We start from the raw sequence: 24,344 nt of genomic DNA on the forward strand, positions 1-24,344 counted from the left end.
CCACCGTCCGCCCGCTCGTAGACAGCAGCCGGACCGCCTCCCGCTTGAACTCCTCCGTCCAGCCTCGCTGCCGTGGATCTCCCATCGCGCCCTCCAGGTCCTCATGACCTTACCTGAGCGCTCTCCATCTCTCCCGGGGAAGTCCATAGCAACGCTGCGGCCGGTGGCGCCGGGCAGGAGCCGGAAGGCCCCCATCACGGTGCCGATCAGCCGCTCGATATGGCCACCCCAGTGCGACGTGGCCGGCGGGCGGTACCGCAGCTCGATGCCGTACTGGGCGGCACCCCGGGCGAGAGCGTCGGAGCGGAACTCCTTGGCGTTGTCGAGGTGAAGGCGCTGCGGCAGCCCGCATACCGGCCAGGGCAGGTCCACTCCCCTGCCCTGCAGGTACTCCTCCTTGGGCAGGACTGCATGGCTGAGCGCCAGGGCGACGCTGAGGGCCGACGGCGGCTCGAGGCTGAGATGGAGCCCTGTCACCATGCGGGTCGCGACGTCGATCGCCAGGGTCAGCCAGGGCCGGGCGAGTGGGCGCCGATCAATCGACGAGACCACGATCACGTCGGCCAGCGTGTGGTCGATCTGGACGAGGCTGAGCGGCTCGTCGGCTCTCAGCCTCCCGACAACCCGCCCCAGCCTGTTGCGCGCGTGCGCGGGTCCATGCCGACGGCGAAGCACTTCCCGCTGGTCGTGCAGCCGTACCCGAGCGGCAACCGCCTTGTAGCTTGGAGGCCTGAGTTGTTCGCTGAGACAGCGCCGCTCGACTTCGCACACGAGATCGGCAACGGTCGGCCGTGACCGGCAAAGATAGAACTCCTCTATGGCGGTCCTGATCACTGCCTCGACATCGCCAGCCAGGAAGCGGGTGTTCGTGACCCTGCCACTTTGCCGAGGCAGCAACGCTGTAAGGGTCGGGTCAGCGCGGAAACGGCGGAGCAGGCGATAGCACTGGGCCCGCCGCAGCCCGAGTTCCTGCGCCGCGGCATCCACGGCCGCAGCCGTCACGACTTCCTGCGCGGCAAGCGGCGCCAGGACCCGCATGCGATCCTGGCCGACGCGTCAGGTCGGGTCATCATGCTCATGAATGTCCGCACGGCCAGACAAGAATTTCTCGGTTCCGGAACCATCATCCTGGTTAAGGATGAGCCGGGATCGATGAAGGAAAAACGACGCTGCTACGACGCTAATCTGATTGCGAAGCCGTTATCCTGGTTAAGGAAAATCGACAGATGGGAACGCCAATGGGGAGCAAGAGGCCTGCTGCGGCCGGGGGGGGGCGACGAAACGGGGTTCAATCGATCGAGGTCGGAGCGCAGCTTCTCGAGGCGCTGGCCCGCTCGGCTGTACCGCAGCATTTGCGGGACCTTGCCGCAGGGGCAGGGATGCCACCCAGCAAGGCGCGCCGCTATCTCGTCAGCCTCCTGCGCTGCGGGCTTGTCGAGCAGAACCCAACGACCAGCCGCTACGAGCTCGGCCCGATGGCGCTGCGGGTGGGCCTTTCCGCCCTAAACAGCCGGCATGTCGTTCGGCTCGCAACGGAAGCCGTCATCCAGCTCAACCAGGAGATCGACCGCACCATCCTCCTCTCTATCTGGACGGAGCGGGGACCAGTGATCATCGGCTGGTACGACAGCAGCGAGATGCTGATCTGTAACCTCAATGTCGGCTCCGTCCTGCCGCTCCTGCACAGCGTCAGCGGGCGGCTGTTCTTGGCCTATCTGCCGAGGGCGAGCACGCAACGTCTGCTCGAGCGGGAGATCAACAGCGCTCTGTCACACGAGGGGGCCTTCCCCGTGAGGACGGAGATGGATGTCCGCAGCCTGATCGCGGGGGTGCGCAAGAACCGGTTCGCTATGACGCAGGAGCTTCTCTTGCCCGGATTGAGCGCCTTCGGCGCGCCGGTCTTCGACCATGAGGGCCGGATGGCGGCGGCCGTAGCCATGATTGGACCGCCGGGCACTATTGAGGCGATCACGCCGGATTCTCCCGCCACGTTGTTGCGGCGGCGGGCCGAGGAACTGTCCCTGCGGCTCGGCTTCCACTCGCGAGAGCCGGGCGGGTCCCTGGCGGAGTGGCTTGAGCTCGGCACGGCGGAGCAGGGGAGCACGCCGCCACCAGCGCTCTCCATTCCGGTGGCTAAACCTCAGAAGGCGCCGAAGGCGCGGCAGGCTCGGACGGCGTCCTGAGCCTGGCTGCCGCGGGATCTCAGTCGGCGCTGCGCAGTTCGCGCAGGGCTGCTTCGGCTGCCGGCCAACTGGTGAACTTCTCCCGCACGCGGCCTTTTCCCCGTCCGCGGTCGATCTCGGCGTTGTCCAGCAAGGTCCAGTCGACCCAGGAGATTGCGCGGATGCCACGTCCCGCGAGCAGCGCGGCAATGCCGGCATCTTCCGGCAGCTCGGGCGCTTCCCGCAGCGTTGCCAGGATGCGTTGGGCGAGATTCTGCGCCCGTTCCCGGTGACTGGCGATGACGCCTTCCCCGGGACGCCCGGCCCAGCCGGCGACATAAGCCTTCCCGCTGCCGGGCACCTGGTCGTCCGTGTGCCGAATGCTTGCACACGACTCGTCGTAGGGAAGGTCCGGGACGGGGGCGGCGTACTGACCGACGGCATGAACCAGCAGATCGGCCGGAAGGCGCCGCTCCGCCGCCGTTCCCGCCTCGCGCAGCGTCAGAATGTTGCCATCGTAGGACACGGGCAGAAGGCCGAAATGGAAGTGGATCGGCAGCCTGGCATCGGGCTCGGCCCCGGCGATGCGCTGCAGCACGGCCAACGCTGCAAGATTCGGGCCCGGCGGCGCCTGCACCGCTGCCCGATCCACCACCGGGCGGAACCGCGCGAGAGAGGTGAATTCGGCCAGCATCGCCGCAGTAAAGCGCGCGTGGCCAGGCCCCTGACGGCCACAGAGGTGGATCTCCGCGATCTCGTTCTCCGCTAGCCAAATAAGCGCTGCCGGGTTGGCGTCGGTGGGCGCGAGCTCCTCTGCCGACTTCGCGAGAAGCCGCGCAACGTCCAGGCTGACATTGCCGTTGCCGATCACGCAGACGGATCTGATGCGCCTTGGCGGGGCCCAGGCGGCGCGGTCCGGATGGCCGTTAAACCAAGCCGTGAGATCACAGCCCGCGACGCTGCTGGGCAGCTCCGCCCCGGGGATTGCCACCTTTCGTCCGACCGCCGCTCCGGTGGCCAGCACCACAGCGCTGTAGCGCGCCTCCAGCTCCGCGATGGAGACCGTGCGGCCTAGTTCCACCCCTCCGAAGAAGCTGACATTGGGCCGCCGCATCGTGCGGGCGAAGACCTGAGCGACCTGCTTCGTGCCCTGATGGTCGACGGCTACGCCGTATCGGACCAGCCCGAACGGAAAGGGCAGCCGCTCGATCAGGTCGACCCGGAGCGTCGGGTCTGCCTTGGACAGTGAATCAACGGTGTAGAAGCCGGCCGGGCCGGCGCCGACGACAGCTACGGCCTTCAAGGCCCGGGTTCCGCGCAGGGAGGCACTTCGGCAGTCTCGGCGAGCCAGCGCCCCGACCATTCCACTGCGCGGTCGGACGGAGGCTCCTGCGATGAGGCATCGAGCACCAGGAGCGGTCGGTCGCGTACTGCGCCGCAGGAGGCCAACAGTTCGTCCCACAGGCTACCGCCGCGGGCGAAGCTGTTCATATAAGAGCTATCGCCGAGTGCGATGACGCCATAGCGGAGCCCCCGCAGGTCTGGCCGGTCCGCCGCCACCGCTTCAAAAAAGGGCAGGGAGGGTTCCGGCACCTCTCCCTCGCCGTAAGTGCTACTGACGATCAGCACCCGCGCCGCCTGCTGCAGGATTTCCGGCGAACTGCGCTCAAAGGCGCGGATCTCCAGCGTGTGGCTGGCCCCGTGCGCGGCCTCGATATCCTCGGCGATCATCTCCGCCGTGCCGGTCATGGTCGCGACCAGGATGATCGTGGCGCTCATGCGTGGGCCTTGGTCCTTGTGTCCTCCGGGGCAGCTGCAGCCGCAACCCAGGCGGCATGCGTGCGGATGAGACCGGCGAGGTAGCTGGGCCGCATGGGGATGCGGTTCACATTCGCTCCGATACCCGAGAGAGCATCGGCCACGGCATTGGCGATGGCGGGCACCGCCCCAATAACCCCACCTTCGCCAACGCCTTTGAAGCCGCCGACAGCGTCAATGGAGGGGGATTCGATGTGCTCGAGCCGGTAATCGGGAAGATCCGGCGCGAGCGGCAGCAGGTATTCGAGCAAGTTAGCGTTCACCAGCTGCCCGCGCTCGTCGTAAACGATCTCCTCCATCAGCGCTTCGCCGACCCCCTGCGCCGTGCCGCCATGGATTTGGCCGTCGACGATCATCGGATTGATGATGCGCCCGCAATCATGAACGATCGCATAACGCTCGATCGATACTTGTCCGTCCAGCGCATCGACGGCGACGCTGGCGATGTGCACGGCATTGGCCATGGTGGCGAGCGGCGGGTCGTAATAGTCAGTCGCCTCCAGCCCGTACTCCTCATTCTGGGGGAGCAGCAGGTTGTTCATCGAATAGGCTGTCTCAGCGATCTGCGCAAAGGGCAGGTTCATCTCGGGCACGCCCACCACCTCCGCGCGGCCATCGCGGAGCACTATGTCCTCCTCCGCCGCCTCCAGCACATGGGCGGCAATGCGGCGCATCTTCGCGGCCACTTTCTGTCCCGCGCGGATCACCGCTCCGCCGCCAGTGACGGCGCTTCGGCTGGCGAAGGTGTTCGTGCCATAGGGGGAAGACGAGGTATCGCCCTCGATGATGGTCACATCCTCGATCCGTGCTCCAACCTGGTCGGCGAGGATCTGCGCGAAAGTGGTGAGATGGCCCTGCCCCGCGGCGGCGTGGCTGACATAAGCGACCACCTTGCCGGTCGGCTCCACGCGGACCAGGGAGCTGTCAAAGCCGGGCATGCGGATCAACCCGCGCGCGCGCCAGCCCGGCGCGCCCGTGCCCGAGATCTCGGTGAAGCAGCATATGCCGATGCCGCGGTACTTTCCATCCACAAGTCTGTCGGCAGGCTGGCCACGCCGCCATCCCTCGTAATCGACCAGCTCCATTGCACGGCGCAGGCATTCTTCGTAACTGCCCGTGTCATACCGGACGCCAACGACGTTTACCCAGGGCAGCTCCCGCGTCGGGATGATGTTGCGCAGGCGCACCTCGGCGGGATCGATGCCCAGGGTTCGCCCGATGCGGTCCATCATGCCCTCCATCGCGAAAAAGCAGGTGGGCTGGGCCACTCCGCGGTAAGCGCCGGAGGGGCAGGTGTGCGTCGCCACCGCACGCGCGCGGTAGGCGTAATTGCGGATCTTGTAGGGACCCACGATCATGCGAGCACCACCTGTGGTCTCCAGCGTGCAGCCGAAGGGAAAAGTGGAATAGGCACCCGCATTGGTCACGAGGTCGAGCTTGAGTGCCTTGACGACGCCCTCCCGGCTGACAGCGACTTCCAGTTCGTAGATGTGGTCGCGGGCGTGGATGTTGGTAAGCAGCTCCTCTCGCCGATCCTGGATCCACTTCACGGCACAACGGTACTTCAGACAGAGTGCGGCGGTCACCAACTCCTCCGGATAGAACTGGGCCTTGGTGCCAAAGCCGCCGCCGACCTCGGGAACAATGACGCGGATGCGGGATTCCGGAAAGTTCAAGTGCTTCGCTAGCCCGGTGCGCAGGAGATGCGGAATCTGTGTGGAGCTGTAGAAGGTAAAGGAACTGCCGGTATGGTCGGGGACCGCCAAGCAGCCGCGTGGCTCGATTGGCACGCCGGCCACGCGACCGGAACGAAACCGTTCCCGCAGCACTAGGTCGCCGCTTGCGAAGGCATCCTCGAAGGCGGGCGTGGAGAATTCGCCCTTGAAGATGACGTTGCCTTCGATGTGGTCGTGTACCAGAGGTGCATCAGGTTCAAGGGCCTGCTCCAGGCTCGCGGTGGCCGGGAGAACCTCGTACTCGACCTGCACCAACTCAATCGCGTCCTGCGCGGCGTAGGGGTTCTCTGCCAGGATCACGGCCACCTGCTCACCGACGAAACGCACCTTGTCGACGGGGACAGGATCCCGGAAGCTCTTGTGGTAGCCGGGGAACTCGATCTCGGTCACCATCGGGCTCATGAGCCCGGCAAGCTCGCGACCGCCGAGAACGGCAACCACCCCGGGCACGGCCAGCGCGGCCGAAGCGTCCAGCGACAGTATGCGGGCATGCGCATGCGGGCTGAGCACGAATCCGAGATGCAGCGTCCCCTGGGGTTCCGGAAGGTCGTCCACAAACTGGGCCAGCCCGCGCAGCAGGTACTCGTCCTCCCGCCGCGGCTGGCTGCGGCCGATATAGGCGCTGCTGTCCTGATCGGCCATCAGTTCGCCTCCGTCATTTCGGCCGGGCGCTGCCGCAGCTTCGCCGCCACAGCCGCAACAGCCTTGACGATGTTCGTGTAGCCCGTGCACCGGCAGATATTGCTAGTGAGCGCGACGCGGATGTCGGCCTCGCTGGGGGAGGGATTCCGCTCGAGCAGCTCGCTGACGGTCATCAGCATGCCTGGCGTGCAGAAGCCGCATTGCAGGGCATGGTGCTCGTGGAAAGCTTCCTGGATTGGATGAAGCGCATCCGGTCCGGCGATTCCCTCCACAGTCGTGATCTGGCTACCCTGCACGGCCACGGCGAAATGCAGGCAACTGCGTGCTGTCTGGCCATCTATCTTCACCGTGCAGGCGCCGCAGACTCCATGCTCGCAGCCGATATGGGTGCCCTTCAGCCCCAACTCGTGCCGCAGAAAGTCCGCTAGCAGGTAGCGCGGCTCGACCGAGCGCCGATACTGCCGCCCGTTGACGACGAGCTCCACCTCGGTCCTGTCATGCATGGAGATTCTGTCCTCCCACGACTTGGTGGTCCCTCATCGCCCGGCTGATGGCGCGCGCGACGAGCACCCCTACGAGCTGCTTGCGATAGGCGGCATCAGCATGGATGTCGCTGCCAGGATCCACCGCGGCGGAGGCCATGGCGCCAGCCGCGCGGATGGCCTCGCGATCGAGCCGCGTGTCAAGCAGAGCGCGCTCCGCCTGATGGAGCCGGATGGCGCGCGGCCCGGCGCCCATGACCGCTAGGCGAATACTGCGGCACTCCCCGTCTTCCGCCGTCTCGATTTGCGCCGCAACGCCGGCGAGGGCAAAGCCATGGCGGCGGTTGCCGACCTCTACGAAGGCTGCCCTTGCGCCCGCGGGAGCGCTGGGGAAGCGCACTGCTTCAAGCATCTCACCGGGCGCCAGACAGTTCATGAGCTCCGCGACAAAGAAGTCTTCCGCCGTCACCTCGCGGCGTCCGCTGACGCCGTTGACGACGAAAGTGGCGCCGAGGGCCAGAGCGACCGCCGGAAGCTCCGCAAGGGGATCCGCGTGGGCCAGGCTGCCGCAGACGGTGCCGCGGTTGCGGTTGGCGGCGCTCCCGACCAGAGGAAGAGCCTCCGCCAGCAGCGGGCAGTCCCGCCGTATCTCGGGCGAGGTTTCCGCTTCATATTGCCGAACCAGCGCACCGCAAGTGATTTGCCCCCCATCTATGTGGACATAGGACAGCTCGGCGCAATGATTGATGCTGATCAGTACAGCGGGACGGGAGACCCGCATGTTCATCAGCGGTACCAAGCTCTGACCCCCGGCCAGGATGCGCGCCTCCTCACCATGCTGCGCGAGCAGGGAAAGCGTCTCCGCCAGCGTGCGCGGCGCCTCAAATCGGAAGGGCGGGGGCTTCACGGCAGTTCCAGCATTTGCTTGTCGGCTCCCGATCAGCTTCCGCTGCGTAGCAGCGGGGCAAGGCCCTGGGCGGCCTCGACGAGGGAGGGTTCCACGGGAAGGCCATCACGGATGACCGGCACGCCATCAACCCAGATGGATTGCTCAGTCACCACGGCATCCGGGTGGTTCTCACCCCCGCCCGGCATCCACCAGGGCAACCCCATGCCGACGGCGTTGTTCCCGATCACCCGGGAATCCTCGATAAAGGAATGATCGGTGGTGCGCGCCGCCGGATTCATTCCGTATGTGAAGTGGATGAGGTAGCCGTACTCGCCACCGCCGGCGCGCCGAAGCGACCGCTCCAGCACCAGCCGCGCTCCACCGCCGCCGGCCACCTCGCGGATCTTGCCGTCCACTTTCAGGGTCAAGGGGCGCTCGAGCGGCGTGAAGAATTCATGGAATACCGCGCTGAAGCAGACGGTGCCCTGCACGCTCTCGAGTTGCGGGAACATGGTGCAGGATCCAGGTACCAGATAGGTGCCGGGCGTCTCCGCCCGTCGAGGCTTGCGCAGGGCGGGCTTGTCGGTGGTGAAGGTAACATCTGTCCCGATGGGATCGGTAACGCGGACCTGGCGTCCGGCGGAATTGGCCAGCGCGTCCTCAAAGGGCCGGAGAATGGTGAAGTACTGGTCGAGGTCGACCGCACCGAAGAGACGAGCAAGGCCGCCCGCCCCCATGTCACCGCCGAGCAGGTAACGGGCCCGGCCAGCGCGCATCGCCTCATCATGCACATGCGCACCCGCGAGATAGGGAAAGGTGAGGTCGATCCAAACATCGCAGCTCAGCGCCGCCGCAGTCAGCGGTGGCGGCACGAAGGGATCCGCGAGCCCGCCCTGAAAGGGAAGCTGTGGCACAGTCACCAGGGCCACCTTGGCGCCGGCGCCCCGTGCGGCGAGAAACACCGCCCGCACTGCGACCGGATCCGTGGCCGTATCCGCGGTAATGAGCACGGTCTCGCCTGCGATGACAGCCATGTAGTCGGTGACCAGGACGAGGGCGCCATGCGCCGTCTCCGGCCCGAGAGGCAGGGAAGAGCAGGTCACGGTTGCGCGTCCGCCCGGCCGAAGACGCGGTCCAGATGGCCGTTCAGGTAATGATGCAAGGGCTTCTCCAGGATGGACATGCGCCCGGGCACATAGCCGCGCGTGCTCATCGCCTTTTGCATGGACTCCATCATCGAGCGATCCTCATCCAGCACCGCTATCTGATAATCGTGATAGACTTTCAGCGTCTTCTCAATGTCGGGTCGCTCAAACACCTCTTCGGGAAAGAGATGATAAATGATGACTTGCGAACGGCTTTCAGAAATCGGCCACACGACGAAGAAGCGGACGCAGTCAATCCGGCCAAAGATAGTCAGGTTGGGCTGCAAGAAGCCGGTGCAGGCGAAGCTGTAGTCCCGGTCCTCGAGCCAGGGCATCTTGCCCAGGAGCGGCTCGCCGCCCGGAGTCGGCGGCGCAGCCTTGTACCAGATGGTAAGCGAGCCATTCTTGCCGAGCACGACATTGTCGTTCTCCCACGAGAATTTAGCGCCGAAGGTCTTCGCGTGGAGAACGTTGACGTGGTAGAAGTCCATCAGGTTTTCGGATACGTATTTCCAATTGCAGTTCAGATCCAGGGCGATCCGATTCCCTAGGCGGCAGTTCTCCATTTTCATAAAGCCGAAGTCCTCGTCGAACTGCGACATGAACTCCTGGAGCGGCGGTGTCTCGGCATTGAAGCAGACGAAGATGCTGCCGCGCCAAACATCAAGACGGATCGGCCGCATGCGGCAGCTACTGAGGTCGAAGCCCTCGCTGTCCTTCATGTGCGCGGCGCCGGCGAGCTTGCCCTCTAGATCATACACCCAGCCGTGGTAGGGGCATTTGAAGGCACGGGTGTTGCCCTTGCCCTCCGCCACCTCAACGCCGCGATGGACGCACATGTTGTAATAGGCGTGCAGCGCTCCCTCTCGGCTGCGGGCGATGATGATCGGCTCGCCTACGAGGCGCATCGTCATGTAGTCGCCAGGCTTCGCCAGCTCCTCCACCCGTCCGACGAAGAGCCAGTCGCGCATAAAATAGGCATCAATCTCCTTCTGGAAGATCTCGGGCGAGCTGTAGACATAGCCCGGAGCGTGACCAGCCCGCGTAAGCTCGCGGCGTACATTGTCCAAATTGTTGTCGGCCATGACGTTTCCGCTGTCTGCTGTCATCTGGAAGAGGTCCTTTCTGCGTCGCGCTGCGCGGGGCCGCCCAATCGACCGGCCAAGGCGTCGGTGCGCAGGCGTTGTGCTGATCCTCGTCTGCGACCGGCGTCAGGCGCGCTGCGCTGCGGAGTAGGGGTGGATTGGCGAGGCTCTCCGTACCTCTGGCGGGTAGACGAGTTGCGGGCGTCCGCCCTGGAACTGGCTTGGATAGACCTCGCCGCCGCGGTTCAGTCCGTCGTCGTCGAACTTCACGCGGGAGAAGAAAGTCTCACCATTCAGATCTCGCAGCGCGGAGAGGAGCGCACGATTGTCGCCAACTTTGCCCGCCGCCATCATGGCCTGCGCCATCACAATTAGGTTGTTGGCGCCGCAAGCCGCGACAAAGTCAGGCGGCGGCGCATTGTGCTTCGCGGAATAGAGGTTGGCGAAGTCGCGGCTGGTGCCGATGAACGCGTCCTTGGTCTTGTCGAGCGTCGGATCCCAGAAGGTGGGGACGAAGGCACCGTTTATGGCGTCGCCGAGACTCTCATGCAGGCTGGTGGGTGCTTCCACCACGATCATTGACGGAAAGAAGCGGATCGCCTGCATCTCCTTAAATACAGCGATGATGTCAGGCGTGTAGCAGTTGATAACGAACATGTCGGGCTCGAGTCGCCGGAGACGGTCCAGCGCTGAGGCGAAATCCTGCGAGCGCGGCGGAAACATCTCCGTTCCGACCAGCTCCAGCCCGGATTTCCGCATGTCGGCTGGGAGGTACTCGCGTGCCGTGAAGACACCCAGCTCGTCGTTCGGCGTGATCATCGCAACGCGGCGGACCTTCGGAGCATCAAAGCCTGCCGCCATCTCGGAGATACGCGTGTAGTAATGGCTGAAGGGCGGCATGGCGCCGAAGAGATAGGGATTTCCTTTCTGCCCCGCGAATACGCCGTCGACCTGCGCCCAGTGGGTCAGCAGCGGCATGCGTAGGCGCTGTGCCGTTGGAATGATGGCCTTGGTGATGACGCTGCCGCAACCGGCGATGATGAACTGGGCGCCGTCGCTCGTGGCCGCGCGCTCCACCAGCCGGGCCGAGGTGCTGGCGTCGGTCTTGTCATCGTAGGTCTGGGTCACGACGCGGTAGGTTCGGCCGCCGATGGTCAGGCCCTTGGCGTTGACCTGCTGGACGGCGATCTCCAGCCCGCGTTCCAGTTCCTGTCCATAGCGTGCGAAGCCACCGCTCATGCTGTTGACGGAGGCGACCTTCAGCGTGTCCCCTCCACCCTGGGCCAGCACGGCCGGGGTAGCTAGAAGACCGGCCGCCTGCACGGCTGCGGCAGCCCTGCCGAGGCGAAGCGCTGCCCGACGAGTATAGCTCTTTTCGCTCATCTCACCCTCCTAGGTAGCTGGCAATGATCTGCTTGTCCTCGAGCAGGGCACGTGAGGGTCCTTGGGCCACAATGCGCCCGGATTGAAGCACGAGGGCCCGGTCGGAGAAGCCGAGAGCGACCGGAACATCCTGCTCGACAAGGACGATCGTTCGCCCGGCTTCGTAGATGTCGCCTAAGATGTGAAGGATCTCCTCCACGATGATTGGGGCGAGCCCGAGTGACAACTCATCGATGACGAGAAGCTTGGGGTCGGCCATCAGTGCCCGGCCGATCGCAACCATCTGCTGCTCGCCGCCCGAGAGCGTGCCCGCGAGCTGCCGTCGCCGCTCCCGCAATCGAGGGAAGTAACAGAAAACCTGTTCAATGGCGCCGGCTACCACCTGGCGCGACTTCTCCGGCCGCCGGAAGGCGCCCAGTCGCAGGTTCTCCTCTACTGTGAGGCCGCTGAACACCCGGCGCCCTTCCGGTGCTTGACTAAGTCCAAGCTGCACAATTTCTGCGCAGTTGCGTCCTGCTATGTTCACCCCGTTCAGCCAGATCGCGCCGCGCATCGGTGCAATCAGGCCGGAGAGGGTCCGGAGCAGGGTTGTCTTGCCTGCCCCGTTTGCGCCGATGATCGCGACGACCTCGCCGGTGCGAAGCTCGAAGGAGATGCCGCGCAGCACCTGGATCGCGCCATACCCCGCGTCGAGCCCTTCGACGCGCAGCAGGACTTGGTCTGCAGCCATGGCCGGGGAGAAGCTCTGTGCGGGCATCACGCGGGCACCTTCCTGCGCCGGGTCGCGAACCGATCCACGGCACCATGAACGTCGCCTAGATAGGCGCGCTGGACTTCGAGATTTTCTTGAATCTCCGAGGGGAGCCCTTCCGCGAGCTTACGGCCATTGGCCAGGACAACCACGCGGTGGCTGAGCGACATCACCGCAGGGATGATGTGCTCGATGAAGAGGATGGTGACGCCACGCTGGTTGATACGCCGGATGAGTTCCTGAGCCTCGTTTGCTTCGGTTGGATTGAGGCCCCCAAGCGGCTCGTCGAGCATCAGCAGCTTCGGGTTGACGGCTAGGCAGCGCGCAATCTCCAGCCTTTTCAGGCCAGCAGTGCTGAGTGATGAGGATGCGCGGTCCCCAAGCTGGGCCATGCCCAAGCTTTCGAGGATCTCCTCCGCCTGCTCGCGTGCATCAGATAGGCTCGTGTGGCGGCTTGTGCTGCCAAAAAGACCGCCAATCATGACATTCTCGCGGATCGTCAGGTCGGCAAACGGGCGAGGGACCTGGAAGGTCCGCGCCACGCCGACGGCGCAGCGCCGGTGAGGCGGCCAGTCCGTTATATCCCGCCCGTTGAACTCGACTTTCCCACTACTTGGGCGGAGGTCGCCGGTGAGAAGGTTAACGAAAGTCGTCTTGCCGGCCCCGTTTGGGCCAATGAGCCCCAGGATCTCGCCCGAGCCAATGTGGAGGTCAATGCCGTCGACGGCGCGGAGCCCGCCAAAGATCTTGGACAGCCCGGTAATGGTGATCGCTGCCATGGCCTATTTGATCCTGTAGCGGCGGAAATTCGCGGCGAGGCGGCGCGGTGCCAGGGCGGCAGGCCCTTCCTGCAGCACCCGCGCTAATCCGTCGGGCTGGAAGAGCACGATGGCCATCACAATGAGGCCGAGGACGATCAGGTTGATCTCGGCCAGCTCGATGCCGATGAACTCGTTCAGCATCAGAATGATGAAAACGCCGAGCACTGGGCCCCATAACGTGCCTCGGCCACCGAGGAAGACCATCACAATGACCTCGAACGTGAAGGCCAGGTTGTAGGCCTCATTCGCCTCGACGGTGCCAAGCCAGAAAGCCCAGGCAACCCCGACTGCAGCTGCCAGCCCGGCGCTGATGAGGAAGACGGAGATCTTCAGCCAGGCAGCAGAGACGCCAAGAGCGGAGGCTGCCTTTTCGTCATCGCGGACGGCACGGAGTGCGAGGCCCCAGCGCGAGCGCTCGAGCACTATGGCAACGAGCATCGTGACTGCGGCGATCGCGGCCATGACATAAAAGAAGAGCGCGTTGTAGGCCTGTATATCCAGGTCGACGAGGCCGACATAGTTGATGATGTTGGCGGCAATGCCACCATTGAATTTGAAGGCGTCCAGGTTGAGTACGAGGTTTCGCGCGGCCTCGGTGATTAGCATCGTAGCCACCACGAAGTAGTGGCCCTGGAGCCGGAGCGTGGGAATGCCGATTAGCGCGGCCAGGACAAGCGCTAGGAGGATGCCGCCGATTGCGGCTAGTGTAAGGGATGCACCGTTCAGGAGCAGGATGGTGGCGCCGATCGCGCCGCTGCCGAAAAAGGCCGGGTGGGCCAACGACAGAAGACCGGCATAGCCGCCGATGAGGTTCCAGGACTGCGCCAAGGCAAGATACATGCAGACTGTGGTTGCTACACGCACCATATAGTTGCTGAGCACGAAGGGCACGCAGATCGCGAAGAGCCCGATGGCCGCGACGGTGGCGAGGCCGAGCATCTGCAGGGCCGCCATGGGCCGTGCGGAGCGGGTTGGCTGGGTTTGGATGGAGGTGGCTGCGGGTGCTGGTTCCATAAGGCCGCTCTCAGGACTCGTAGTAGCGTTTGCCGAGCAGGCCTGATGGCCGGACGACGAGTACGATGAGGACAAGCAGTGTGCCGATCAGCATGGCGTAGGTGGTGCCCCAGAGATTGGCGACGATGCTGGAGGCGAGTCCCAAGAGGAGCGCGCCGAGAAGAGGCCCGACAAAGCTGCCGAGCCCGCCCAGCACTGTGACAATGATGACCTGCAGCAGGTACTGGTCGCCATTGGCGGGAGAGGCGCTGTACACGAGGGCGATCAGGGCCCCCATGGCGCCCGCGAGCGCGGCTCCTATGCCAGTGGTGATGTTGAAGACGGAGCGGACTCGGATGCCGACGAGCTGCGCCGCCTCGCGGTCCAGGCGCGTGGCTCGGATGGCCGCACCGAGCTCAGTTCGGTCCATGGCCCACCACATCGCACCGGTAAGAAGCAGTGCAATACCAGCGGTGATTACTCGGACATAAGTGAGCTTGGCGCCGCCCAGGCTGACATAGCCCTGCAGGTAGTCCGGAAGGATGATGCTGCGGTAGTCGGCGCTGAAGAGGTAGAGCGCTAGCCCAATGAGGGCAAGGTTCAATCCGTAGGTGAAGGCCACACCGAGCGAGGAGGGGCCGCCGGCGACATGGTCGATCAGCAGGCGTTGCGTGAGCCAGCCCATCACAAACATGATCGCCATGGTGATTGGTATGGTGGCCAGCGGATCCAGCCCTGCCTGCCATAGATAAAAGCTGAGATAGCCGCCGATCATGATGAAGGCACCGAACGCAATATTCAGCACGTTGAGTACGCCCCAGATCAGGGCGAAGCCCAGTCCACCGATGGCGAAGAGCCCGCCAAGCAGCAAGGCATCGAAGGTTATCTGCAGCACGAGGGCTGTCACGTGGCGATCTCTCCGCGGCTGGCAGTGATCACGCGAGTCCGTCCGGGCCGATCTCTCTCGGCGACGCAACGAGCCTAGGCAAGGATTACGCTTTGCGCAACGACTTAATCATTGCGGAACGCAGGGCGGGTACAGTGGCTGTGTTGCACAGGTCGGCCTGTCCGCAGCAGGGGGACACTCTGCCGTCCTCCAGGGGAGCCCACCTTGCCGTTCAACGTATGGCCCGCCCCGTCTGCAAGTGCCTTTTTACGAGCAGTCTGATCAGTCTACGTCAACGTATCCGTGTGTGGATGGCCCCCTGTCTTGCAAGAGAATTTTGGCGATCGAGCAGCGTTAGTCGCTTGCAGTCGTGTGTCCGGCGCTCACATGGGGACCACTCCGTCAAGCCGATTCAGCGGCCTCGGATTGTGCCCCGCAACAGGCCTCTATCGCTACCACGCAGCCCGGCGACCCTGCCGCCAGCTTGACCACCCCGTCCCGGTGCAGCCGCCGCCGAAGCGCCACCCGACCAGCCCCATCCAGCCCCACCACGCTGCAGCTATTCTTGCCCAGATCGATCCCCAGAACCGCGATTTGCATCGTTTTGGTCCCCGTTGCTCCGGTTGCCCCCGCAGTCTAGCGCCGCAGGGCAGAGGGGCGGGCCATTCCCTAAGGCCAATGCCGACCGTCGGCACCGTATTCCGAAGCAGCGATTCCGGGCGACGGACTGGGCAGAGTACGATGCCGCTCTCTGCGGTCGTGGCAGCCTGGCCGTGTGGCTCACGGATGCGGCGATCGCGGCCTGGATGGCCGAGCCCGGGACCACGAGGGGGGACAGCCACGCTATTCGGAGCTGGCCATCACCACGGCCCCGACGCTTCGGGCCGTGTTCCGCCTGGCCTTGCTTCAGACCAAAGGCCTGACGGCTCCATCATGGCCCTGCTCGGTCTCGGCCTCGCTGAGCCGGACCACAGCACCCTCAGCCGCTGAGCCGGGACGTTGGAGGTGGCGCAGCCCCCGCCGGGCGTGGCGCAAGTTGCACGTCGGTGTGGACGCCGGCACCGGGCGGATCGTTGCGTCCACCCTGACGACGAACGACGTCAATGACGCGTCGCACGTCGGTCCATTGCTCGATCAGGTCGCGGACCCAATCGGCTCGTTCACGGCCGATGACGCCTACGACCAGGGCAGCCCTACACTGAGGCCGCCGCACGGCATCCCGATGCTGTCGCGATCGTCCCACCCCGCTCCAGTGCTGTGCCGGGCACTACGGCCGAGACGGTGCCAGCCCAGCGTGAACAGCACCTCCGGACCATCGCCGAGCGCGGACGCATGGGCTGGCAGAGGCATTGGCAAGTTGATGGGCTGTGGTCGGAACAACCGGGCCGGGGCAGTCTGACGGGATGACCTCGGAGCCCGCCACCTACCCTGGATACCGCTTTCCGGCGGAGATCATCAGCTACGCGGTCTGGCTCTACCATGTGTTCAGCCTGAGTCTGCGCGACGTGGAGTTGATCCTGGCGGAGCGGGGCATCACCGTCACCCACGAGAGCATCCGGAACTGGTGCCGCAAGTTCGGTTCGGAGTTCGCCCGCAAGCTGCGGCGCCGCCGACCGAAGCCGGGCGGTATCTGGCACCTTGATGAGGCGTTGATACTGTCGGTGAATTCATGCGGCGTGAGCCAATGCTGCGAACCGCGTCACGCGCGTCTTGCTTCGTGGTACGCCATCAAGCCATCGCACCACGCGGGACACATTGATTGCAGCCGCCGTGCAGACTTCCTGTAAGCCTGTTTTTGCCAAGCCAATGTAGCGGCTCTGGCGCATACCGAAGGCGCGTATGCCTTGTGAGAGCGTACCTTCCACTCCGGCCCGCTTGTTGTAACGCTCAAGCCAGGCGGGATCTTGCGGCCGGTTCCTCGCAGCACGTAGCGCCTCGTATTCTTCGCGCTGGTGGAACTGCATGACCCGGCGCGCGGTCTTCGCCGATGCGCAGGCCGAGCGTGCGGCACAGGCACCACAGTCCGAGCGGCTAAACTGGACCTGAATGCGCGGGCTACCATCCGGCAAGCGCAAGGTACGCCAATAGACTGATGTCTTGCCTTGCGGGCAGGTCACCTGCTGCCGATCCCAGTCAATCCTGAAATGCGGCAAACTGTAGCCCTGCCCGTCGCGCATCTGTCGGCTCGACACACCCCGGACCGGTCCCTCGAGCGAGAGCCCATGGTCCCGCTGGCTGCTGACCAGCAGCCCTGCGTCCACATAGCCGGGATCCACGAAGTGCTCCGCAGGAAGCAGGCCCTTGGCGGTTTGACCTGAGGGTCAGCCCGCGTCGGCGGCGGCCCAGCACCAGGGCATGAGCTCGTCGAGGCGGTTATTGGGCCAGCCGTCGACGAGCCGGGTGAGCAGGTCGGCGAGGTGGCGCTGCGGGTCGACGCCATTGAGCTTGCACGTTTCCACGAGAGAGGCGACAGCCGCCCAGCGGGCGCCCCCGTCGTCGCCGGAGGCGAACAGCGCGTTCTTTCGGGACAGGCAGAGCGGCCGGATGGCGCGCTCGACGGTGTTGTTATCAGGCATGTGTAGGCCCCGGCGCCCCGCCTCGGTGCTAGCGTCGAGGGACCGGGATGGGGGTGTCGGAAGCACGCATGGCGGGCAGGCCGAACAGACAATGAGCTGCGAGCTCGAGTTGTTATCTGGCCGCCCCCTCGACTTCCCCGGTTGCGCTGCGAGCGCGGATCCGTAGTTGTCGTGTTGCCCGCCTGCTCCGGCTTTCCACCACGTAGGGAGGTGAAGGATGCGGGTCATCGGATTGGACATCCACCGCAGCTTCGCGGTGAGCGCTGTGCTGGAGAATGGTCAGCTACGCACGGGAGAGCGCGTTGTGCTGGAGAGGGACGCCGTGGTCGCCTTCGCCAAGACGCTGCGTCCCGACGACGAGGTGGTGCTGGAGGCGACGGGGAATACAGCCGCAGTGGTGCGGCTAATCTCGCCTCATGTCGCTAAGGTGGCGATCGCCAACCCGATCCAGGTGCGCGCGATCGCGTGGGCGAAGGTCAAAACCGACAAGATCGACGCAGGCGTGCTCGCCAAGCTGCACGCCAGCGGGTTCCTCCCCGAGGTTTGGTCCGCGGACGAGGACACCCAGGCGCTGCGTCGCCTGGTCGCCGAGCGCGTCGGGGTCGTCTCAAGCATGACCCGGGTCAAGAACCGGATCCATGCGGTGCTGCACGCGAACCTCATCCCACCCTACAAAGGCAACCTCTTCAGCAAGGGCGGCCGTCAATGGCTGGCGGCGCAGCCGCTGCCCGAGGACCATGGGCGGACCATCTCGCGCCAGCTCAATCTGTTTGACCAGCTCGCGGTCGACCTCGCGACCTTCGATGCAACGCTTGCACGGCGCGCCCTGGCTGATCCCCGGGCCGAGCGACTGATGACCATCGGCGGGGTCAACGCGGTCGTGGCTGTCAGCCTCCTTGCTGCAATCGGCGACGTGTCCCGGTTCTCCTCGCCGGAGAAGCTTGTCAGCTACGTCGGCCTGAACCCGAGCGTTCGGCAGTCCGGCGACCGTCCCGCGGTCCATGGGCGGATCACCAAGCAGGGCCGCGCCCATGCCCGGGCGATGCTGGTCGAGGCAGCCTGGGCCATCGCGGCGGGCCCCGGGCCGCTGCGCGTTCTTCATCCGCATCAAGGAACGGCGCGGGCAGCAGGTCGCGGCGGTCGCGACGGCCCGCAAGCTCGCGGTTCTCGCCTGGCACCTCCTGACGAAGGAGGAGGACTACGCCTGGGCCCGCCCCGCCCTCGTCGCCTGGAAACGGCGCAAGCTCGAGCTGCAGGCTGGCGAGCCGTCCCGGCGAGGTGGCAACAAGCCCGGACCCGCGAGCGAGTACAGCCTGCGAGCGGTGCGAGACCGCGAGCGCCAATGGCTCGGCATGGCGGAGGAGGAGTACCGGCGTTTCACTAACACCTGGAAGGAACAGCCGCCGCCAAGCCGTGGGCGAGTGGGGAAGCCGAATTGAGGGCCGCCGCACGAAAGGGCTTGTCGAACACATCCGTGTCCATCTCGATGCGACCGTCGTCCAGGAACCGCACGAGCCCGGCCTGGTGGTTCAGCGCGTAGCGGATAGCCTCCGCGGTCGGGCTGCTTCCGGGCAGGCGCGCGAGGGCCACCCGTAGCCAGGCGAACAGCTCCTCGGCAAGGGGGCGGCTCCTGGCCTGGCGGGCGGCCCGGCGGAGGTCGGGAGCCTCGCCCCTGACCTCCGCCTCGACGGCGTAGAGGGCGGCGATGCGCCGCAGCGCCTCGGCCGCGATCGGTGCCGTCTTGCCCTTCGCCAGCGCGATGAACTCGCGGCGGACGTGCGACCAGCAGAATGCGAGCGTCATGCTCCGCTCGGCGGCGATCGCCTTGTAGACGCCGTAGCCATCGCACTGGAGGATGCCGCCGTAGTTCCGGAGCAGCGCGCGGGCGTGCTCGGCGCCGCGGCCCGGGGCGTAGTGGAACACCACGGCAGGCGGGTCCGTCCCGCCCCAGGGCCGGTCGTCGCGCGCGAGTGCCCAGGCGTAGCCCTTCTTCGTCTGGCCGCGCCCCGGGTCGAGCACCGGCATCGTGGTCTCGTCGGCGAACAGCCTGGGCGAGACGAGGAGGATCTCGTGCATCCGGCGCACGACGGGCAACACTTCGCAAGCCGCGGTGCCGGTCCAATCCGCCAGCACCTCGCGGCCGATCTCGATCCCCTGCCGCAGCAGGATCTGGGTCTGGCGGTAGAGTGGGAGGTGGTCGGCGTAGGGACTGCCGCGAGATTGGGGGTGCGAGGCCGAAAGGGGTACTTTCAGGCCTATTTTTCCGTCGAGGTAGAGATAGCGTGGCCTGGATCGTGAAGCTGGTGAGCATCGGGGCCGAGGGCGAGGAACACAGCACCGATGTCATGCGGATCGCCAAGCCTGACGACCTCACCGATCTAGCCAGCCTGGGCCTGACCTTGGCCGAGGGCAAACGGCTGCTGGCCGGCGTCCAGCGGGAGATCGTCGCAACGCAGGCCCGGATCCATGCCGCGCGCCGTCCGGGGTGCCGCGGCTGCGGTAGTGTGTGCCGAGTGAAGGACCACCGCCAGCACGGGATTGCGACGCTGTTCGGCCAGGCCAGGGTTCGGCTGCCTCGCTTTCGCTGCGGCGGATGCGGCGCGACCGAAGCCGGCGTGGGATGGCCATCGCACGCCCGCTCGACCCCAGAGATGGATCGGCTGCGGGCGCAGTTTTCCGCGCTGATGACCTACCGGACCGCCGCCGAAATGTTGGCGCAGCTGTTCCCGGTGGACGCAGGCACTGATCCCGAGATCTTGCGCCGTCACACCTTTAAGGTCGCCGAGAGCCTGCCGGTGCCGGCGACAGCCGAGCCGGCCTCGCCTGCCGAGGCGATCGTGGTGACCTTGGACTCGACCTTCATCCGGAGCTGCGAGGAGGGCGAGCGGCACCTCGAGGTCCGGATCGGCAATGTCGAGACGACGACCGGAAGACGGCAGGTCTTCGGTGCTGTTGCCAAGACCGACACGGATCCCGCTGTGCTGATCCGCCGCAGCATCGACGCGGTCGGACGCACCGAGGGCACGGCGCTGACGGCGTTCACCGATGGCTGTCCCGGGCTGCGGCGCATCCTCATCAGAGCAGGCGTTGATGGGCTCCCGATCCTGGACTGGTTCCATGTTGCCATGCGGCTGCAACATCTGATGCAGATTGCCGGAGCCCTGTCGTCCGACGATCCGGAGCGCGCGGTTGCGAAGGCGGTGATCGTCGAAGAGGTCGAGCGCCTGCGCTGGCGGCTGTGGAACGGCAAGGCCAAGGATGCCGGGATCAGCATCGATCGCATCCGCGCGGTCATGCACCACTTCCGGGGCGAGCCCGGCAGCCACAGGTCCATCGCGCCCTCGCGCAAGCTGTGGACCGCGTTGCGGGCGCTGGACGGCTACCTCATCGGGCAGAGCGACTGGCTCGTCAACTACGGCGAGCGGCACCGGGCTGGGTTGCGGGTCGGCACGGCGCTGACCGAAGGCACGGCCAACTTCCTGGTGAACCGCCGCATGAACAAGTCGCAGGGGATGCGCTGGTCACGACGCGGCGCCGATCGGCTGCTCCAGCTTCGCTGCGCCGTCTACAACGGCACGCTCGGCACCGGTTTCGGCCAGCGCATCTCGGCTGCCAACGACTGTCACCCGCAAGCGGCCATCGTCGCCTGACCCCCAGTTTCGCGGCAGTCCCGGTGGAGGCATGTTCCGTACTCACGTCACGCCTTCGCGCTGCCAATGCGCTGCGTACACTCGTCTCACGGCACGTGTGCCGCGCCGTGGCCGTCAAGGGCGTGCCCCGGGGCAGCGCTCCGGATCAGCGGCAGCAGCAGCGTTACCGCGGCTGCTGCCAGACAGACGAGCGAGATCGGGTGCGTCAGGAACGGCATCCAGTCGCCGTTGGAGGCGAACAGCGCCCGCCGCAGATTGGATTCCGTCAGATACCCCAGCACCAGCGCCAGCACGATCGGCGCCGGATGGATGCCAATCTTCTTCAGTCCATAGCCGGAGATACCGAAGAACACCGTCGTCCAGATCGCGAAGACATCGTTCTGGGAGGCGTAGCTGCCCAGCAGGCACATCGCCCCCACCAGCGTCGCAATCAGGCTTTTCGGCACCTGCGTCACCAGCACCCACAGCCGCACGCCGCAGAGGCCGAGTAGCACCATGAACGGCATCGTTACCGCCATGGAGATGAAGATCGAGAACGGGATTTCCGGATGGCGGTCGAACAGCAACGGTCCGGGCTGCACGCCGTGCAGGGTCAGCGCACCGATCAGCACCGCGGTGCTGGCAGAACCGGGGATGCCCAGCGACAGCATCGGCGCGAGTGCACCGGGTACGGAGGCGTTGGCCGCGCTCTCTGCCGCCACCAGACCTTCGGGGTTACCTTGCCCGAAGCTCTGCGGATTGCGCGAGAGGCGCTTCTGCACCGCGTAGGCAACCATGGAGGCGATGGTCGCGCCATGGCCGGGAATGACGCTCACGATATAGCCGATCAGCGTGCTGCGGATCAGCGGTAGCAGATGCGGGCGCATCATGCTGAACTGGCCGGACACGCCCGGCACACGCTTGACCGGAGCGGGTCGCTGGTATGCTGTCTCAATCATGCCGAACACGCCCGAGAGCGCGAACAGCCCGATCAGCGCCGGAAGGAATGGAATGCCGCTGAGCATGTCATCCGACAGCACGTAGCGGGGCACGCCGTCCACCGGATCGGTGCCGATCACGCCGACCGCGAGACCAAAAAACAGGCCGATGAACCCCTTCAGCATCGAGCCGCTGGCGAGGGAGGAGACCAGGCTCAACCCCAGCAACGCCAAAGCGAAATACTCGACCGGGCCGAACGCCAGCGCGAAGGAGGCGATCCAGGTGGCGGTGACGATCAGCAGCAGCGTGCTGATGATAGACCCGAAGGCGGCGCTGAGGATGGAGATTGTCAGCGCCGTACCAGCCTCCCCGCGCAATCGCATTGGATAGCCGTCGAGCGCCGTGATCGCCGCCGCCGGCACGCCCGGTGTGTTCACCAGGATCGCCGGAATCGCGCCGGCGTATTCCGTCGCCATGTACAGCGTCACCAGCAGGGTTATCGACATCACCGGCGACATCGAGAAGGTGAACGGCACCATCAGCGCGATGCCAATGCTGGAGGTCAGCCCGGGCATGCTGCCGACCGTGTAGCCGACGATGATGCCCAGGGCGAGGCCGAGCAGGACGTCCCACCCCGCCATCGCGGACACTGCTTGAGAGAACCCGTCCAACATGGCGACCTCAGGGCATTGGAGTGCCAAGGACCATGTCGAACAGGACCTTGGTGAATAGAAGGAAACCGACGATGCTGGCGCCGATCCCGACCGGACTGCGCATACCGGCCAGCAGCAGGAAGGGGGCCATCCAGACGGCGGTGGCGAGGTAGAAGCCAAGGTGGACAATCATCGCCGGATAGACCGCGATCAGGACGATTGCGCCGACCACCGGCAGGTGCCGCGGCACGACCGCGGCCGGCATCCCGCCCGTCAGCGCCGCGCGGCAGGACTGCAGCACCAGCAGCAGGGAGGACAGGCCGAGCAGCACCGCGACCAGACGCGGGAATCCGTCCGGTGTCATCATGCCGGTGCCGGTGCCGTCGATATCGGACGCGCCTATCCACAGCCACACCGCCAAGGCCAGTAACAACAAGCCGCCGATGGCGTTCATCAGAGGGCCCGGTAGCCGCGCCGGCACCTCGGCGGGCGCGGCCGGCTCGGCGAGCAACTCGGTCATCTCCGGCGCGCTCACCGGCCCATTCCCAGGCGCTTAAGCCAGTCGATAGTGGCGGCGTTCTGCGCGTGCGCGAAACTGGTGAAATCCTCGGGCCCCATGAAGTCGGCGACCAGGGACGAGGACCTGATGTACTCTTGCAGGTCGGGCGACTGCAGCGCCTTTTGGATCGCCGCCGCAAGCCGCTGCTTCACGTCGGCGGGCATATTCTTCGGCCCGATAACGCCGCGCCACTGCTCCCAGCCTGAGGGGACGTCGAGGCCCTGCTCCTTTATTGTCGGCGCATCGGGAAGTTCCTGCAGGCGGTGGTCAGTCATCACCCCAATGACACGAAGCTGCCCCGCGGTCACGTAGTCCTTGATAAGGTCGAGATAGGCGATCGTCACCGCGCCGTGGCCGCCGAGCACCGCCGTCACTCCCTCGCCCACGCTGTCGTAGGGAACCCAGTTGACCAACTTGTCGTCAAGGTGGGAGGCATGCATGAACATCTCCCACGCGAGATGGCTCCCCGAGCCGCGCGCGAACCCGGCGATCACCATGTGCGGCGACGCCGCCCTCACGCTGTCGACCAGATCAGTCATTGACTTAATTGGGCTGTCTGCGCGGACGACGAACAGATAGGGCTCGTAGGCCAGCTTCGCGATCCAGTCGAAACTATCGACGTTGTAGGATCGCAGCGTCTGGTTGAAGGCGGCGATATGCGTGTTCGTCACCGCCCCGATCACCGAGCCGTCGTGCGGTGCGCGGCGCAGTTCAGAGAGCTGCGATGCTCCACGCCCGCCGGGTCGGTTTTCAACGACAAAGGTCTGGCCGGTGATCTTTTGCAGCTCGTTAGCGAGCTTGCGCGCCAGCACGTCCGTCGCGCCGCCGGGGGAGACGTGCAGCAGGTAGCGAACGGTCGATGGATCCGCCGCGCGCGCAGACGGCGTGAGGCTGGCCAACAGGCAGAATGCGGCGAGAAGTCGGAGCAATCGCGAGATTTGCAATGAAAGTGTTCCTCCCTGGAGCGCGGATTGCTCCGCTGCCTTCGCCGAACGATAGCGTAGGCGACCCGCGACGCAAGAAATTTATGGACCAGTGGTCCAAATCCTGAACGTGTCTGCGCGGCGCATACCCTGCCCCGCCTCGCCGCGAGGGGGCGCCGTCGCCCGGGCGGGGTCTGGCACGGCAATCTTGGCCCCGTCCTGGGCCCTAACGCTGACCCCCTACCGGGTTCCAATTGGTTAGCCTCGCCCGA

The 24,344-nt window shown here is 65.6% G+C and carries 20 protein-coding genes and 5 pseudogenes; 5 read left to right on the top strand and 20 right to left on the bottom strand.

The window, feature by feature from the left end:
* The coding region (locus ACO1BU_RS27595; protein ID WP_424139182.1) for an integrase catalytic domain-containing protein at positions 1 to 1,038 on the bottom strand (1,038 nt) is incomplete at its 3' end.
* Positions 1,039 to 1,238: 200 nt separating this feature from the next.
* On the opposite strand from ACO1BU_RS27595, the gene ACO1BU_RS27600 reads away from it, so the two are divergent.
* Positions 1,239 to 2,183, top strand: coding sequence for an IclR family transcriptional regulator (locus tag ACO1BU_RS27600; protein ID WP_424139183.1), 945 nt, complete (start codon positions 1,239 to 1,241; stop codon positions 2,181 to 2,183).
* Between the two features lie 19 nt (positions 2,184 to 2,202).
* Here the strand turns inward: ACO1BU_RS27600 and ACO1BU_RS27605 are convergent, their stop codons facing one another.
* The 13 genes and pseudogenes from ACO1BU_RS27605 to ACO1BU_RS27665 form a co-directional block, all read right to left on the bottom strand.
* Entirely contained in the window at positions 2,203 to 3,465 is a 1,263-nt protein-coding gene (locus tag ACO1BU_RS27605; protein WP_424139184.1) for an FAD-dependent oxidoreductase, read from the bottom strand.
* A complete protein-coding gene (locus tag ACO1BU_RS27610) occupies positions 3,462 to 3,941 on the bottom strand; it encodes a flavodoxin domain-containing protein (RefSeq protein WP_424139185.1) in 480 nt (159 codons plus the stop codon). The genes ACO1BU_RS27605 and ACO1BU_RS27610 overlap by 4 nt, the downstream gene beginning before the upstream one ends.
* Positions 3,938 to 6,358, bottom strand: coding sequence for a xanthine dehydrogenase family protein molybdopterin-binding subunit (locus ACO1BU_RS27615; RefSeq protein WP_424139186.1), 2,421 nt, complete (start codon positions 6,356 to 6,358; stop codon positions 3,938 to 3,940). Before ACO1BU_RS27615 ends, ACO1BU_RS27610 begins: the two co-directional genes overlap by 4 nt.
* The gene (locus ACO1BU_RS27620) at positions 6,358 to 6,861 is read right to left on the bottom strand and encodes a (2Fe-2S)-binding protein (RefSeq protein WP_424139187.1); all 504 of its coding nucleotides are present in this window, start codon (positions 6,859 to 6,861) and stop codon (positions 6,358 to 6,360) included. Before ACO1BU_RS27620 ends, ACO1BU_RS27615 begins: the two co-directional genes overlap by 1 nt.
* Entirely contained in the window at positions 6,854 to 7,747 is an 894-nt protein-coding gene (locus ACO1BU_RS27625) for an FAD binding domain-containing protein (RefSeq protein ID WP_424139188.1), read from the bottom strand. Before ACO1BU_RS27625 ends, ACO1BU_RS27620 begins: the two co-directional genes overlap by 8 nt.
* A gap of 32 nt (positions 7,748 to 7,779) precedes the next feature.
* Complete coding sequence (locus ACO1BU_RS27630; protein WP_424139189.1) at positions 7,780 to 8,832, bottom strand: 2,5-dihydroxypyridine 5,6-dioxygenase NicX family protein; 1,053 nt, start codon at positions 8,830 to 8,832, stop codon at positions 7,780 to 7,782.
* Entirely contained in the window at positions 8,829 to 9,959 is a 1,131-nt protein-coding gene (locus ACO1BU_RS27635; protein ID WP_424139190.1) for an aromatic ring-hydroxylating oxygenase subunit alpha, read from the bottom strand. The genes ACO1BU_RS27630 and ACO1BU_RS27635 overlap by 4 nt, the downstream gene beginning before the upstream one ends.
* A 126-nt stretch (positions 9,960 to 10,085) precedes the next feature.
* On the bottom strand, positions 10,086 to 11,342 hold the full coding sequence (locus ACO1BU_RS27640; protein ID WP_424139191.1) for an ABC transporter substrate-binding protein: 1,257 nt from the start codon (positions 11,340 to 11,342) through the stop codon (positions 10,086 to 10,088).
* Between the two features lies 1 nt (position 11,343).
* Entirely contained in the window at positions 11,344 to 12,099 is a 756-nt protein-coding gene (locus ACO1BU_RS27645) for an ABC transporter ATP-binding protein (protein WP_481133245.1), read from the bottom strand.
* Positions 12,099 to 12,872, bottom strand: coding sequence for an ABC transporter ATP-binding protein (locus ACO1BU_RS27650; protein WP_424139192.1), 774 nt, complete (start codon positions 12,870 to 12,872; stop codon positions 12,099 to 12,101). Before ACO1BU_RS27650 ends, ACO1BU_RS27645 begins: the two co-directional genes overlap by 1 nt.
* 3 nt (positions 12,873 to 12,875) lie before the next feature.
* Positions 12,876 to 13,928, bottom strand: coding sequence for a branched-chain amino acid ABC transporter permease (locus ACO1BU_RS27655; RefSeq protein WP_424139193.1), 1,053 nt, complete (start codon positions 13,926 to 13,928; stop codon positions 12,876 to 12,878).
* 10 nt (positions 13,929 to 13,938) lie between these two features.
* Positions 13,939 to 14,814, bottom strand: a complete 876-nt coding sequence (locus ACO1BU_RS27660) for a branched-chain amino acid ABC transporter permease (RefSeq protein WP_424139194.1) — start codon at positions 14,812 to 14,814, stop codon at positions 13,939 to 13,941.
* 408 nt (positions 14,815 to 15,222) lie between these two features.
* A pseudogene (locus tag ACO1BU_RS27665) lies at positions 15,223 to 15,393 on the bottom strand (IS110-like element ISMmg1 family transposase); the annotation flags it as partial.
* A 286-nt stretch (positions 15,394 to 15,679) separates the two neighbouring features.
* Here ACO1BU_RS27665 and ACO1BU_RS27670 point away from each other — a divergent pair.
* Positions 15,680 to 16,192: a transposase gene (locus tag ACO1BU_RS27670; protein ID WP_424139195.1), complete on the top strand. Its 513-nt coding sequence runs from the start codon at positions 15,680 to 15,682 to the stop codon at positions 16,190 to 16,192.
* Between the two features lie 4 nt (positions 16,193 to 16,196).
* Positions 16,197 to 16,448, top strand: a pseudogene (locus ACO1BU_RS27675) (IS6 family transposase); the annotation flags it as partial.
* Positions 16,449 to 16,460: 12 nt separating this feature from the next.
* On the opposite strand, the gene ACO1BU_RS27680 reads toward ACO1BU_RS27675, so the two are convergent.
* Positions 16,461 to 16,970 (bottom strand): transposase, encoded by a 510-nt coding sequence (locus ACO1BU_RS27680; protein WP_424139206.1) that lies wholly within the window; start codon positions 16,968 to 16,970, stop codon positions 16,461 to 16,463.
* 144 nt (positions 16,971 to 17,114) lie between these two features.
* Positions 17,115 to 17,363, bottom strand: a pseudogene (locus tag ACO1BU_RS27685) (transposase domain-containing protein); the annotation flags it as partial.
* A gap of 238 nt (positions 17,364 to 17,601) precedes the next feature.
* On the opposite strand from ACO1BU_RS27685, the pseudogene ACO1BU_RS27690 reads away from it, so the two are divergent.
* Positions 17,602 to 18,808: pseudogene (locus tag ACO1BU_RS27690) on the top strand (IS110 family RNA-guided transposase).
* Here ACO1BU_RS27690 and tnpC read toward each other — a convergent pair.
* Positions 18,780 to 19,574, bottom strand: a pseudogene (tnpC, locus tag ACO1BU_RS27695) (IS66 family transposase); the annotation flags it as partial. The pseudogenes ACO1BU_RS27690 and tnpC sit on opposite strands and share 29 nt — an antisense overlap.
* A gap of 98 nt (positions 19,575 to 19,672) precedes the next feature.
* Here tnpC and ACO1BU_RS27700 point away from each other — a divergent pair.
* The gene (locus ACO1BU_RS27700) at positions 19,673 to 21,019 is read left to right on the top strand and encodes an ISKra4 family transposase (protein ID WP_424139207.1); all 1,347 of its coding nucleotides are present in this window, start codon (positions 19,673 to 19,675) and stop codon (positions 21,017 to 21,019) included.
* A gap of 86 nt (positions 21,020 to 21,105) precedes the next feature.
* On the opposite strand, the gene ACO1BU_RS27705 is transcribed toward ACO1BU_RS27700, so the two are convergent.
* The 3 genes from ACO1BU_RS27705 to ACO1BU_RS27715 are packed head-to-tail and all read right to left on the bottom strand — an operon-like array spanning position 21,106 to position 24,078.
* Positions 21,106 to 22,578, bottom strand: coding sequence for a tripartite tricarboxylate transporter permease (locus ACO1BU_RS27705; RefSeq protein ID WP_424139196.1), 1,473 nt, complete (start codon positions 22,576 to 22,578; stop codon positions 21,106 to 21,108).
* A 40-nt stretch (positions 22,579 to 22,618) separates the two neighbouring features.
* Complete coding sequence (locus ACO1BU_RS27710; protein ID WP_424139197.1) at positions 22,619 to 23,125, bottom strand: tripartite tricarboxylate transporter TctB family protein; 507 nt, start codon at positions 23,123 to 23,125, stop codon at positions 22,619 to 22,621.
* Complete coding sequence (locus ACO1BU_RS27715; RefSeq protein ID WP_424139198.1) at positions 23,122 to 24,078, bottom strand: Bug family tripartite tricarboxylate transporter substrate binding protein; 957 nt, start codon at positions 24,076 to 24,078, stop codon at positions 23,122 to 23,124. Before ACO1BU_RS27715 ends, ACO1BU_RS27710 begins: the two co-directional genes overlap by 4 nt.
* Between the last annotated feature and the right edge of the window lie 266 nt (positions 24,079 to 24,344).

The sequence above is a fragment of the Roseomonas chloroacetimidivorans genome, assembly GCF_049629625.1.
Taxonomy (GTDB): domain Bacteria; phylum Pseudomonadota; class Alphaproteobacteria; order Acetobacterales; family Acetobacteraceae; genus Roseomonas; species Roseomonas chloroacetimidivorans.